Here is a 12,274-nt window from a genome sequence, read left to right as displayed (position 1 = left end):
GCATGCTCGGACTCGGGCGGGAGCGCATCGAGTACAAGACGCCTGAGCAGGTGCGCGTCATGCGCCGCGCCGGGCTCGTGGTTGCCGAGGCTCTGGCCGCGGTCCGCGAGGCGGCTCGCCCGGGCATGAGTACCGCCGATCTCGACGACGTCGCGTCGGACGCCATCCGTGGCGCCGGCGCGACGCCGTCGTTCCTGGGGTATGAGGGCTTCCCCGCCACGATCTGCGTGTCGGTCGGGGACGAGGTGATCCATGGCATCCCGGGCGGACGGGTGCTGGGGGTCGGCGATCTGGTCTCGGTGGACTGCGGGGCGATCGTGGACGGCTGGCACGGTGACTCGGCCGTGTCCTTCCTCCTCGGGGACACCGGCGCCCTGCCGGCGGACGCCCCGGACGACGTCGTGGAGGCGGCGGGCGGTTCCGCGGCCCACGCAGGCCTGGTCCGCGCCACCGAGGCGGCGATGTGGGCCGGGATCGCCGCGCTGGACGGCGGACGCCGCCTGAACGACGTGGGTCGCGCGGTCGAGGCCAGTGTGGAGCTCGCGGGCGGCCTGGTGGGTGCCGAGTACGGGATCGTCGAGGAGTACGTGGGCCACGGCATCGGGACCGCCATGCACCAGCCGCCGGATGTCGTGAACTACCGCGTGCGCGACGCCGGTCCACGGCTCAGGCCGGGGATGTGCCTCGCGATCGAGCCGATGGTGACGCTGGGCAGCGGTGACACCCACGTGCTCGACGACGGGTGGACGGTCGTCACGGCGGACGGGTCGCGTGCGGCGCACTGGGAGCACAGTGTGGCGCTTCTCGACGGCGGCATCTGCGTGCTGACCGCCCCGGACGGGGGAGCGGCCCGGCTGGGCGAGCTCGGCGTGGACGTGGTGCCGCTCGATTGACCGGGGCGACTTCCTCCCGTTGCCGCCTGTGTCTCCGGCGTTGCCGCGGGTGTCTCCGGGCTCGTGGGACCACCCGAGTCAGATGCCGGTTTCTCGGAGCAGGTCTTACTTAGTCGGGGTCAGTTAGCTATGCTCTCGAGGCATGACCGATGACGCTCATGCTCTCCGGCGACCTTTGTCGCCCCGAAGGAACCCAGAGCGCGTGGATCCTGGGCGCGTGGAGTCCGGCCTCGCGGAGTCCGGGCGGGTGGGCTCAGAGCGGGTGGGCTCCGGACTCGTCGCCTCCCGACCTGCGGACTCCGGGCATGCCGGCACGCGGCGGCCGAGGCACCGGGGTGCGGCGGTCGCCGGAGGTGTGTTCGCACGGTTCGGCGGGTGGCTGGGTCGCTGGGCGCGGAGGCTGGTGTTCGGGGTCTGGTTCTGGGCCGGCCTCGTGATCGGGTTCGCCACGTCGTTGCAGTTGTGGGAGTCCACGCTCCTGCTGGCCGTCGCGGGCTGGATCGCCGGGGCCTGGCTGTGGCGGGGGAAGGGGCGGCTGGAGGTGGTCGCCGTGTCGGTGGGTGTCCTGCTCGGCTGGGTGCCGATGCTGATTGTGTTCGTCGGTGTCCTGCCGCACACGATGATCGGGCCGCCCGGAGTCAAGTACGACCTCTGATAAGATGACTCGTTGGGTGTAGTCCGCGCTCCCGGCGCTTCAGGACGCAGTCCTCACGGGTTCGGCCTCCAGGTGTGTTTCGGCAGGTCGATCGCTGGCGGCTCGGTCTTGGTCGGGTGCCGGTTCCGTCATCGGGCCGGTGTCTGCGGCTGCACACGACATCCTCGTCCTGACGGAGGCGTGCTTCCCGCGCGCCCGGGGTCGGGTGCGAAGAACAGGCCGACGAGAGTTAGCGGAGGATATGGCTAAGAAGGACGGTGTCATCGAGATCGAGGGCAGTGTGGTCGAGGCTCTGCCGAACGCGACGTTCCGCGTGGAGCTGGAGAACGGTCACAGGGTACTCGCCCACATCTCGGGCAAGATGCGGCAGAACTACATCCGAATCCTTCCCGAGGACCGGGTCGTGGTCGAGCTCAGCCCGTACGACCTGTCCCGCGGCCGGATCGTCTACCGCTACAAGTAGCCGGAACGGGCGGAGCCGGGTCGCTGGACCCGGGGAACGCCACGTTTCAAGACAGTCAGAGGAAACCATGAAGGTCAAGCCGAGCGTCAAGAAGATCTGCGACAAGTGCAAGGTGATTCGCCGGCACGGTCGCGTCATGGTGATCTGCGACAACCTGCGCCACAAGCAGCGCCAGGGCTGATCACCTCCCGGGACGCCCCGGGTTCGGTGGCTACGGCCACCACCAGCGCACCACCTCGAACCCGCCCCAGCGGCGGGGGAACCCTCGGTCCGGAGGCCGGGGCCCGCGAACCTCGCGGGATGGCGGTGCGGCAGACCTCCGGACGAGAAGTACAGGAGCCGTAAGGCACATGGCACGTCTTATCGGTGTCGACCTCCCCCGCGAGAAGCGGGTCGAGATCGCGCTCACCTACATCTTCGGTGTCGGGCGGACCCGCGCCAAGGAGACCCTTGCCGCGACCGGGATCAGCCCCGACGTCCGCGTGAAGGACCTCGGCGACGCCGAGCTCGTCGCGCTTCGCGACCACCTCGAGGGCAGCTACCAGCTCGAGGGTGACCTCCGCCGTGAGGTCGCGTCCGACATCCGCCGCAAGGTGGAGATCGGCACCTACCAGGGTCTGCGTCACCGTCGCGGCCTGCCGGTGCGCGGTCAGCGCACCAAGACCAACGCGCGTACCCGCAAGGGCCCCAAGCGCACCGTCGCCGGCAAGAAGAAGGCCCGCTGACAAGCAGTAGTCCGAGGTGCGGGCAGCGCCCCACGGCGAAGCGCCCGCCCCGGTCCGACCAGACCAGGAGATAGAGAGCACGTATGCCTCCCAAGACCCGTAAGCCGCGCCGCAAGGACAAGAAGAACGTCCCGCTCGGCCAGGCGCACATCAAGAGCACGTTCAACAACACGATCATCTCGATCACCGACCCCTCGGGCGCCGTGGTGTCGTGGGCGTCCGCCGGCCACGTCGGCTTCAAGGGCTCCCGCAAGTCGACGCCCTACGCCGCGCAGCTCGCCGCCGAGTCGGCCGCTCGCCGCGCCCAGGAGCACGGCGTGAAGAAGATCGACGTCTTCGTCAAGGGCCCGGGTTCCGGTCGTGAGACCGCCATCCGCTCCCTGCAGGCGACGGGCCTCGAGGTGGGCTCGATCCAGGACGTGACGCCGCAGGCGCACAACGGCTGCCGCCCCCCGAAGCGTCGCCGCGTCTGACCCCCCTCGTCGCGCCTGGCGCGCCTCCACCCTTCGGTCGGGGCGCGCCGGCCGCGACAACTGCTCACCTGCCAGGTGAGCGTCTTCGCCCGGCGAGCGGACAGAGTCTCACCGGGCCGCGAGAGATCGCGATCCGTGATGCGTCATATAGCGGGCGCACGCTGAAAGGACACCCACAGTGCTTATCGCACAGCGACCCACGCTGACCGAAGAGGTCATCTCGGAGCACCGTTCCCGGTTCTCCATCGAGCCGCTCGAGCCAGGCTTCGGCTACACGCTCGGCAACTCGTTGCGCCGCACGCTGCTGTCGTCCATCCCGGGCGCGGCCGTGACCTCCATCCGCATCGACAACGTGCTGCACGAGTTCAGCACGGTGTCGGGCGTGAAGGAGGACGTCACCGAGATCATCCTCAACATCAAGAACCTCGTGGTCTCCTCGGAGAACGACGAGCCCGTCGTGATGTACCTGCGCAAGCAGGGCGCCGGCGTGGTCACCGCCGCGGACATCGTGCCGCCGGCAGGGGTCGAGGTGCACAACCCCGACCTGCACATCGCCACGCTCAACGACAAGGGGAAGCTCGAGATCGAGCTGACCGTCGAGCGAGGCCGTGGGTACGTGTCCGCCGCGCAGAACAAGTCGTTCGACGCGGAGATCGGCCGCATCCCGGTCGACTCGATCTACTCGCCCGTTCTCAAGGTCACGTACAAGGTCGAGGCCACCCGAGTCGAGCAGCGCACCGACTTCGACAAGCTCATCGTCGACGTCGAGACCAAGTCGGCCATCGCGCCGCGTGACGCGCTCGCCTCGGCCGGCAAGACGCTCGTCGAGCTGTTCGGCCTTGCCCGTGAGCTGAACGTCGAGGCTGAGGGCATCGAGATCGGCCCGTCGCCCACGGACACCGCGCTCGCGGCGGACCTGGCGCTGCCGATCGAGGAACTCAACCTCACCATCCGGTCGTACAACTGCCTCAAGCGCGAGGGCATCCACCAGGTCGGTGAGCTCGTCGCGCGCAGCGAGGCGGACCTGCTCGACATCCGCAACTTCGGTGCGAAGTCGATCACCGAGGTGAAGGAGAAGCTCGCGGAGCTGAACCTGAGCCTGAAGGACTCGCCGCTGGACTTCGACTCCGGGGCGAACTACTTCGGCGGTGACGACGCCGCGCCGACCTACAGCGGCGGCGACGAGCAGTCGTACTGACACCCGTGCCGCGGGCGCGCTCCGGTCGCACGGAGCGCGCCGCGGTGGCGGTACATCCCTAAGGAGCACATGCAATGCCTACCCCCACCAAGGGTGCGCGCCTCGGCGGTAGCCCGGCTCACGAGCGTCTGATCCTCGCGAACCTGTCCACCGCGCTCTTCGAGCACGGCCGCATCACGACCACCGAGACGAAGGCGAAGCGCCTGCGCCCCCTGGCCGAGCGCCTCATCACCTTCGCCAAGAAGGGTGACCTGCACGCGCGTCGCCGGGTCCTGCGTGTCGTGCGCGACAAGGGCGTGGTGCACACGCTGTTCACCGAGATCGCGCCGACCATGGCGGAGCGCAACGGTGGCTACACGCGCATCACCAAGATCGGCCCGCGCAAGGGCGACAACGCGCCGATGGCCGTCATCGAGCTCATCACCGAGCCCGTGAGCCCGAAGCAGGCCGTGGTCAAGGAGGCGACGAAGGCTGCCGAGAAGGCCGCGCCCGCCGAGAAGGCCGCGCCGGCCGAGCCCGAGGTCGAGGAGACTCCGGAGGCTCCGGCCGCCGAGGCCGGGACCGAGGAGCAGAAGGAGTCCTGAGGACCCTCTTCCTCCTGCCGCGGAGCCCCCGTCACATCCTTTGATGTGACGGGGGCTCCGCCGCGTCCGGCGCCCTGTTCGCGCGGGCCCGCCGGAGAGGAACATTCTCCCGACGTGCCCGGCGTGCCCGGCGTGCCCGACGTGCCTGGCGTGCCCGGCGTGCTGGAACGCCGCGACAGTCGCCGCGCACGGCGCTCACGACTGCGGCGCCTCCGGAAGCTCCCAGGCCCTGGCCCCGCCGATCAGGCCCGCCGAGTTCGGCACGACGACGACGTCGTCGCCCAGACGGGCCAGCGCCGACGCGGTGATGTTGCGGGAGTTGCCCCGCCCAGGTACAGACGGTCCCAATGGAACACGGGCCGTAGGCCCTCGACCACGTTGACCACTCGGCGCGACCAGAGGCCGTCGCCGAGCCGACGGCGCTCCGGTTCACCGATGTACTCGTCGTAGGTGAGGCTGCGCCGGATCGGCGCCCGGGACCACTCCAGGTGCGGGGCCAGCTTGCCGCCGTGGAAGTGTGCCGACCCCAGGCCCGTCCCGAGAGTGAGCACCAGCTCCAGCCCGGAGGCCGCCACGACGCCCGCGCCGTGCACCTCGGCGTCGTTCAGCACGAGGGCGGGCATGCCCAGTCGCTCGGCCACGGCCGCCTGCATGTCGAAGTTCACCCACGCGGCGGCCAGTGTCGGATCGACGCGCGAGCGCGGCCCGGATCGCGTGATGTAGTGCGGTGTATGCACGACGACGCCGCTGCGGATCATTCCCGGCATTCCCACGGTGACCCGCTGCGCGGCCGGGAGGTCGGTGGCGATCTTCGCGATCACGTCCACCAGTAGTTCCGGAGGGAGCGGGTACGGTGTCGGGACACGCACGGATTGAGCGTGTGCCGTCCCTGCCGCGTCGAGCACGGCGGCCTTGATCCCGCTGCCGCCGCAGTCCACGGCCAGCGTCAGTACGTCGGTCACGCCCCAACGGTACGCACCGGATCGGCGCACCGGTGCCTGGCGGCCACACGGAACCGGACGCCGAGTCCTCGGGCGGAACCGGCTTCCGCCGACCGGTGCGGCGCGGAGGGGAGAATGTGACCGTGGACGACTGCATCCGGATCAGGCTCGATCTCGCCTACGACGGCACCAAGTTCTCCGGCTGGGCCCGCCAGCCCACCGAACGCACCGTCCAGGGCGTCCTCGAGGAGGGGCTTGCGACGATCCTGCGCACCGAGCCTCTCGGGCTGCCCGCGCCTCGCCTCACGGTCGCCGGACGTACCGACGCCGGTGTCCACGCGCGCGGCCAGGTCGCCCATGTGGACGTCCCCGTGAGCCGGTGGGAGCAGATGCCCGGACGGTCCGATCGCTCCCCGGGGGACGCGATGGTGGCGCGCCTGGCCGGGGTGCTTCCCGCCGACGTCGTCGTGCATCGTGCTGCCCCGGCCCCGGACGGGTTCGACGCGCGGTTCTCCGCGCTGCACCGGCGGTACGCCTACCGCATCGCCGACGACCCCTCCCGGCGCGACCCGCTACGTCGCACCCACGTGCTCCTCAGCAGGAAGCCCCTCGACGTCGCGGCCATGGACGCGGCCGTGCGGCCGCTCGTCGGGCTGCACGACTTCGCGGCCTACTGCAAGCCGCGCCCCGGCGCGACGACCATTCGTGAGCTGCTCGACGTCGGCTGGGAGCGTCCGGCATCGGGGGCGGACGAGGGACTCGTCGTCGCGCGGGTCGTCGCGGACGCGTTCTGCCACAACATGGTGCGCGCGATCGTCGGTGCCTCGATCGCCGTGGGGGAGGGGCGGCGTCCCGTCGGGTGGCCCGCCGAACTGCTGGCGAACCGGAAGCGGACCGCGGGGGCCGCGGTCGTGCCGCCGCAGGGCCTCGTGCTGGAGGAGATCACCTATCCGGCCGACGACGAACTGGCCGAGCGGGCGGAGCGAATCCGCGCCAAGCGCATGGACGAGGAAGTGCTCGGCTAGATCGAGCGCGTCTCAGGGGCCGTCCGGAACGATCACCCGGCCGACGCCGACCACGTCGTTCCGGTCGACGTGGAGGGCCGGCTCAGGGCTCCTCCACCCAGTGGACGGCCGCTTCCTCCGCGCTCGCGGCGGCGCCGTCGATGCCCGCGTCGTCGCCGTACAGATCGTTCTGGCGTCCGCCGTCCTCACCGGGATCGGCGTCGTCGTCGGCGACGAGCCGGCCCGACCGGGAGGAGTCGGGGCGGGTGAGCGGGTCGCCCTCCCAGCTCTCCGGCTCCTCCTCCGCGAGTCGCTGGTCGAGGGACTCGCCCCGGGACTCCTCCCACGCGGTCTCGCCCCAGTGGTTCTTGCGGGGGTAGTCGGGCGGGGAGTAGCCCTCGTCGAGCACGTCCGGCGTGCCTCGGTCGACCAGCGTGTCCTCCTGCTGCAACTGGTCAGTGTCGCCCTCGGCGCCGTACTCAGGATCCGGCGACGTGGCGGTCGTATCGCCGCTCATGGGTCTACGGTTGCACAATCGGCGCCGCCAGGCGAGGGGGTGTCGAACACCACGTGAGTGGCAGGCCCCCTTCGCTTTGACCCTGCTCGGAACGCACGGGTATTCTGGGTCGTCGTTGTGCTATGTCTCCGACGTCCTGCACCGGTAGCGCCCCACTCGCACGCCGATGTCTGGCCCGGACGTCACCATGAGCTCCCGCGCACAATGATCCTGACTCATCGGGCGCCGCTTCTCGCCCGACGACACCGAGAACAGAAGGTTACGAACCGTGCGTACGTACACCCCCAAGCCCGGCGACGTCCAGCGTGACTGGCACGTCGTCGACGCGACCGACGTCGTTCTGGGCCGCCTGGCGTCCCAGATCGCCACGCTGCTGCGCGGGAAGCACAAGCCGACCTTTGCTCCGCACGTGGACGGTGGCGACTTCGTCATCGTCATCAACGCGGAGAAGGTCGCCCTCAGCGGCAACAAGCGCGAGAACAAGATGGCGTACCGCCACTCCGGCTACCCGGGCGGTCTCACCGCTACGCCGTACGGCGTGCTGATCGAGAAGAGCCCGCGCAAGGCCATCGAGAAGGCCGTCCGCGGGATGCTCCCGAAGACGACGCTCGGCCGCGAGCAGATCAAGAAGCTCAAGGTCTACGCGGGTGCCGAGCACCCGCACGCGGCGCAGCAGCCGAAGCCGTTCGAGATCACCCAGGTTTCGCAGCAGGCCTGAGGCCGCTGCCGGATCGCAACGCGAAGGACGCGAGGACTACACAGTGGCTGAGACCACCGTCGACACCGAGCTGGACGAGACCACGCCCAGCACCTACACCAGCGAGACGGTCGCCCCCGCGACGGGCGGCTCGTCCCTCACCGCGCCCGGCCAGGCCGTCGGGCGCCGCAAGGAGGCCGTGGCGCGCGTGCGCCTGGTCCCCGGAACCGGCCAGTGGAAGATCAACGGCCGCACCCTCGAGGAGTACTTCCCGAACCGGGTGCACCAGCAGCTGGTCAACGACCCGCTGAAGCTGGTCGAGGTCGAGGGCCGCTTCGACGTGATCGCTCGCATCAACGGCGGCGGCAGCTCCGGCCAGGCCGGCGCGCTGCGCCTGGGCATCGCCCGTGCGCTGAACGCGATCGACGCCGAGTCGAACCGCCCGGCGCTCAAGAAGGCCGGCTTCCTCACGCGCGACGACCGCGCGGTCGAGCGCAAGAAGGCTGGTCTCAAGAAGGCCCGCAAGGCGCCGCAGTACAGCAAGCGCTGACGAACGAGTACTTCGGACAGCGGACGCTGGCCAGGGCACAGCGCCTTCCGGTGGCCCCGCACGGCACTGCCGTGCGGGGCCGCTGCGTTTTTCACCTTCTTCATGTGCCCACTAACGTGGGTCGCACATCGTTCGGCACGGAAGGACATGACACATGGGCAGGCTGTTCGGCACCGACGGCGTGCGAGGGCTCGCGAACCGCGACATCACGGCGGAGCTCGCGCTATCGCTGGGCAGCGCGGCGGCGCGGGTGCTGACCGCCCAGGGCGAGATCCTGGGCCCGCGCCCGCGAGCGGTGGTCGGGCGGGACCCGCGAGCATCCGGCGAGCTGCTCTCCGGAGCCGTCGCCTCCGGTCTTGCCTCGGCGGGTGTCGACGTGATCGACCTGGGGGTGCTGCCGACCCCGGCTCTTGCCTACCTGGTCAGCGAGTTGGACGCGGACCTGGGCGTCATGGTCTCGGCATCGCACAACGCGATGCCGGACAACGGCATCAAGTTCTTCCGGCGGGGTGGACTCAAGCTGGAGGACGCGGTCGAGGACGCGGTCGCCGCCGTGCTGGACGACCAATGGGAGCGCCCCGTCGGCGCCGATGTCGGGCGCATCCGCCTCGATCCAGGGCTCGCCGCCGCCCAGTACGTCAAGCACCTCACCGAGAGCATCGGCACCACGCTGGAGCACCGTCCGCTCGAGGGCCTGCGGATCGCGCTGGACTGCGCGAACGGCGCCGCCAGCGAGGTGGGGCCGCGGGCACTGCGCGATGCCGGTGCCGACGTCGTCGTCATCAACGCCAGTCCCGACGGGCGGAACATCAACGAGAAGTGCGGTTCCACCCATCCGGAGCAGCTGCAGGCGGTGGTCGTGGCATCCGAGGCGGACTTCGGTGTGGCGTTCGACGGCGACGCCGACCGGTGCATCGCCGTCGGGCACACCGGGGAGATCGTCGACGGGGACCAGATCCTCGGCATCCTCGCCACGGCCCTCAAGGAGGAGGAGCGTCTGCCGGAGAGCACCCTGGTCGTCACCGTGATGTCCAACCTCGGGCTGATCCTCGCGATGCGGGCCGCCGGGATCCACATCGTGCAGACCGCCGTCGGGGACCGGTACGTGCTGGAGGAGATGCGGGCGAAGGGGTACGGCCTGGGCGGGGAGCAGTCCGGGCACATCATCCTCGCCGACCATGCCACCACGGGAGACGGCGTGCTCACGGCGCTGCACCTGGCGGCACGTGTGAAGTCGGCCGGCCGGCGTCTCGCCGAGCTGGGCGCAGACATCCAGCGGCTGCCGCAGACTCTCGTGAACGTCAAGGACGTGGACAAGTTGCGCGCCGGCAGCGACGAGGGCCTCAAGGACGCGGTGGCCCGCGCGGAGGAACGCCTCGGCGACACCGGCCGGGTGCTGCTGCGGCCCAGCGGCACGGAGCCCCTGGTCCGGGTGATGGTCGAGGCGGCCACGCAGGACCAGGCGGAGGCCGAGGCGGAACGCCTGGCGTCAGTGGTGCGCGAGCGGCTGTCGCTCTGACGGACGATCGGGCGCTGACCGGCGATCGGGCGCGTCGGGGGTCGGGGAAGTATTGGTAGGGGTCTGCGTCAGGGGCACAAATCAGGGACCAACCTGGTGACAACCAGGGTGCCCTGCTGCTTACGCTTGGCACGTGCTGGAACCGATCTACGCCTTCCTGGACGCCCTGGGGCTCTGGGTCCTCGACCTGGCGGCATCGCCCTGGGTGTATGCCGCCATGTTCGGGTTCGCGACCGTGGACGGCTTCTTCCCACCGCTGCCGAGCGAGTCCGTGCTCATCACGCTCGCCGTGTCGGCGCACAGTACCGGCGTCCCGTGGCTGCCGCTGGTCCTGCTGATGGGTGCCCTCGGTGCGTGGGCGGGCGACCAGATCGCCTACCAGATCGGGCGGATGATCGGCACGCAGCGGGTGCCGTTCCTGCGTTCCGCGCGCGGCCGGCGCGCCGTGGCCCGAGCGGAGCGCCTGCTGGCACGGCGTGGCGCGTCGTTCATCCTGGCGGCGCGATACGTCCCGATCGGGCGGGTCGCGGTGAACATGACGGCGGGAGCCGTCCGATACCCCAGGCGCCGCTTCATGATCATCGCGGCGATCGCGTCGGTGATGTGGGCGCTGTACTCGGTGGGCATCGGAATCATGGCGGCGGCGTGGTTCGGGCACAATCCGCTGCTTGCGATCGGCGCCGGGATCGTCTTCGGGGTCGTGGCAGGCTTCGCCATCGACAAGATCGTGATGTGGTTCCAGCGCCGCGGCGGGGGCGACGATGACGACGATGACGACACGGTCCCGGCCGGCGCGACGGCGTCCGGCGAGCGTACGGCGGCCTGACGGCGAGCGTACGGCGGCCTGACGGCGAGCGTACGGCCGGCCGAACGGCGCGGCGGCCCGACGAACGGCGCGCGGCCCGGCGGAGGGCGTGTGAGCCAGTGCGCGAGCTGGTCCGTGCGCGTGCCGGGCGACGCCACCGGCACGCGGGTCAGAGCTTGCGCAGGCGTACCCGCTGCACCTTGTGGTCGGCGCCCTTGGTCAGGACGAGGGTGGCGCGGCCGCGGGTGGGCAGGATGTTCTGCTCCAGGTTCGGTGCGTTGATGGAGTCCCAGATGCTCTGGGCCCGGGCGATCGCCTGGTCGTCGGAGAGGTCGGCGAACTTGCGGAAATAGGACTCCGGGCGCTGGAACGCCGTACGGCGCAGTTGCAGGAACCGGTCGACGTACCACTGGCGGATGTTCCGGGTGCGGGCGTCCACGTAGATCGAGAAGTCGAAGTAGTCGCTGACGGCCACCGTCGACTCGTCGATCGCGGACGGCCGGGCCGGCTGGAGCACGTTGAGGCCCTCCACGATCAGGACGTCCGGCTTGCGGATGACGACCTCCTCACCGGGAACGATGTCGTAGATCGTGTGCGAGTAGCGCGGCGCGCGCACCTCGTCCTGGCCGGCCTTGATGCGTGACAGGAAGCGGATCAGGGCCCTTCGGTCGTACGCCTCGGGGAAGCCCTTGCGCTCCATGAGGCCACGTCGGGCCAGCTCGGCGTTCGGGTAGAGGAAGCCGTCGGTGGTGATGAGCTCGACACGTGGGGTGGACGGCCAGCGGGCGAGCATCTCGCGCAGGATGCGTGCGGTGGTGGACTTCCCGACGGCGACCGAGCCGGCGACTCCGATGACGTACGGCGTGCGCGGCGGCTGCTCGTGCAGGAACGCGGCCGTGGCTCCGTGCAGCCCGGTGACCGCGTTCACGTAGAGGTTGAGCAGACGGGAGAGCGGACGATAGACGGCGTCGACCTCGTCCAGGTCTATCGGGTCGCCGAGCCCGCGGAGCCGGTTGACGTCCTCGTCGGTCAGCGGCAGGGGGGTGGATGCGGAGAGCCGGCTCCAGGCCGTGCGGTCGAGGTCCACGTACGGCGATGCCGGCGCCAGTGCCAGCAGGTGCTCGGGCGTCGTGGTCGAAGACTGGTGTGCCACGCGCACGATTCTGCACCACGCGCGGGTGTGCCCGGCGCACCGCCTTCGTGGGGTGAAAGGCGCCCTCTCCTATTGTAAGGAGAGCGTACTTATGGTA

Annotated in this window: 15 protein-coding genes and 1 pseudogene; 13 read left to right on the top strand and 3 right to left on the bottom strand. The window is 70.3% G+C overall.

From position 1 onward, the window contains the following. Positions 1–2 precede the first annotated feature (2 nt). From map to rplQ, 8 genes are all read left to right on the top strand, one after another. Positions 3–893 carry a type I methionyl aminopeptidase gene (map, locus tag HGK34_RS03485; RefSeq protein WP_201845195.1) on the top strand — a complete coding sequence of 297 codons (891 nt, stop codon included), beginning with the start codon at positions 3–5 and terminating at the stop codon, positions 891–893. Between the two features lie 202 nt (positions 894–1,095). Continuing rightward, a complete protein-coding gene (locus HGK34_RS03480; protein ID WP_201845194.1) occupies positions 1,096–1,548 on the top strand; it encodes a hypothetical protein in 453 nt (150 codons plus the stop codon). Positions 1,549–1,789: 241 nt separating this feature from the next. Continuing rightward, positions 1,790–2,011 (top strand): translation initiation factor IF-1, encoded by a 222-nt coding sequence (infA, locus tag HGK34_RS03475; protein ID WP_201845193.1) that lies wholly within the window; start codon positions 1,790–1,792, stop codon positions 2,009–2,011. Between the two features lie 67 nt (positions 2,012–2,078). Then, on the top strand, positions 2,079–2,192 hold the full coding sequence (rpmJ, locus tag HGK34_RS03470; RefSeq protein ID WP_003956441.1) for a 50S ribosomal protein L36: 114 nt from the start codon (positions 2,079–2,081) through the stop codon (positions 2,190–2,192). A 169-nt stretch (positions 2,193–2,361) separates the two neighbouring features. Next, positions 2,362–2,736, top strand: coding sequence for a 30S ribosomal protein S13 (gene rpsM / locus HGK34_RS03465; protein ID WP_201845192.1), 375 nt, complete (start codon positions 2,362–2,364; stop codon positions 2,734–2,736). 83 nt (positions 2,737–2,819) lie between these two features. Beyond that, on the top strand, positions 2,820–3,209 hold the full coding sequence (gene rpsK / locus HGK34_RS03460; RefSeq protein ID WP_201845191.1) for a 30S ribosomal protein S11: 390 nt from the start codon (positions 2,820–2,822) through the stop codon (positions 3,207–3,209). Positions 3,210–3,387: 178 nt separating this feature from the next. After that, the gene (locus tag HGK34_RS03455) at positions 3,388–4,407 is read left to right on the top strand and encodes a DNA-directed RNA polymerase subunit alpha (RefSeq protein ID WP_201845190.1); all 1,020 of its coding nucleotides are present in this window, start codon (positions 3,388–3,390) and stop codon (positions 4,405–4,407) included. Positions 4,408–4,481: 74 nt separating this feature from the next. Next, on the top strand, positions 4,482–4,991 hold the full coding sequence (gene rplQ, locus HGK34_RS03450) for a 50S ribosomal protein L17 (protein ID WP_201845189.1): 510 nt from the start codon (positions 4,482–4,484) through the stop codon (positions 4,989–4,991). A 195-nt stretch (positions 4,992–5,186) separates the two neighbouring features. On the opposite strand, the pseudogene HGK34_RS03445 reads toward rplQ, so the two are convergent. Then, positions 5,187–5,953: pseudogene (locus tag HGK34_RS03445) on the bottom strand (ROK family protein). A gap of 122 nt (positions 5,954–6,075) precedes the next feature. Between HGK34_RS03445 and truA the strand changes: the two are divergent. After that, entirely contained in the window at positions 6,076–6,957 is an 882-nt protein-coding gene (truA, locus tag HGK34_RS03440; RefSeq protein ID WP_201845188.1) for a tRNA pseudouridine(38-40) synthase TruA, read from the top strand. 82 nt (positions 6,958–7,039) lie between these two features. Here the strand turns inward: truA and HGK34_RS03435 are convergent, their stop codons facing one another. Then, entirely contained in the window at positions 7,040–7,453 is a 414-nt protein-coding gene (locus HGK34_RS03435; RefSeq protein ID WP_201845187.1) for a DUF5709 domain-containing protein, read from the bottom strand. A 268-nt stretch (positions 7,454–7,721) separates the two neighbouring features. On the opposite strand from HGK34_RS03435, the gene rplM reads away from it, so the two are divergent. The 4 genes from rplM to HGK34_RS03415 all read left to right on the top strand — a co-directional run bounded on the left by rplM (position 7,722) and on the right by HGK34_RS03415 (position 11,045). After that, a complete protein-coding gene (gene rplM, locus HGK34_RS03430; protein WP_201845186.1) occupies positions 7,722–8,171 on the top strand; it encodes a 50S ribosomal protein L13 in 450 nt (149 codons plus the stop codon). A 43-nt stretch (positions 8,172–8,214) separates the two neighbouring features. Further along, entirely contained in the window at positions 8,215–8,700 is a 486-nt protein-coding gene (rpsI, locus tag HGK34_RS03425) for a 30S ribosomal protein S9 (RefSeq protein WP_201845185.1), read from the top strand. Between the two features lie 154 nt (positions 8,701–8,854). Continuing rightward, positions 8,855–10,219, top strand: coding sequence for a phosphoglucosamine mutase (glmM, locus tag HGK34_RS03420; protein WP_201845184.1), 1,365 nt, complete (start codon positions 8,855–8,857; stop codon positions 10,217–10,219). 133 nt (positions 10,220–10,352) lie between these two features. Continuing rightward, positions 10,353–11,045, top strand: a complete 693-nt coding sequence (locus HGK34_RS03415; RefSeq protein ID WP_307815710.1) for a DedA family protein — start codon at positions 10,353–10,355, stop codon at positions 11,043–11,045. A 148-nt stretch (positions 11,046–11,193) separates the two neighbouring features. Here the strand turns inward: HGK34_RS03415 and coaA are convergent, their stop codons facing one another. After that, on the bottom strand, positions 11,194–12,177 hold the full coding sequence (gene coaA, locus HGK34_RS03410; protein WP_307815708.1) for a type I pantothenate kinase: 984 nt from the start codon (positions 12,175–12,177) through the stop codon (positions 11,194–11,196). Between the last annotated feature and the right edge of the window lie 97 nt (positions 12,178–12,274).

Origin of the sequence: Myceligenerans indicum (assembly GCF_016742955.1) — a bacterium.
Lineage (GTDB): Bacteria > Actinomycetota > Actinomycetes > Actinomycetales > Cellulomonadaceae > Myceligenerans > Myceligenerans indicum.
This window is presented reverse-complemented; position numbering and strand designations above follow the sequence as displayed.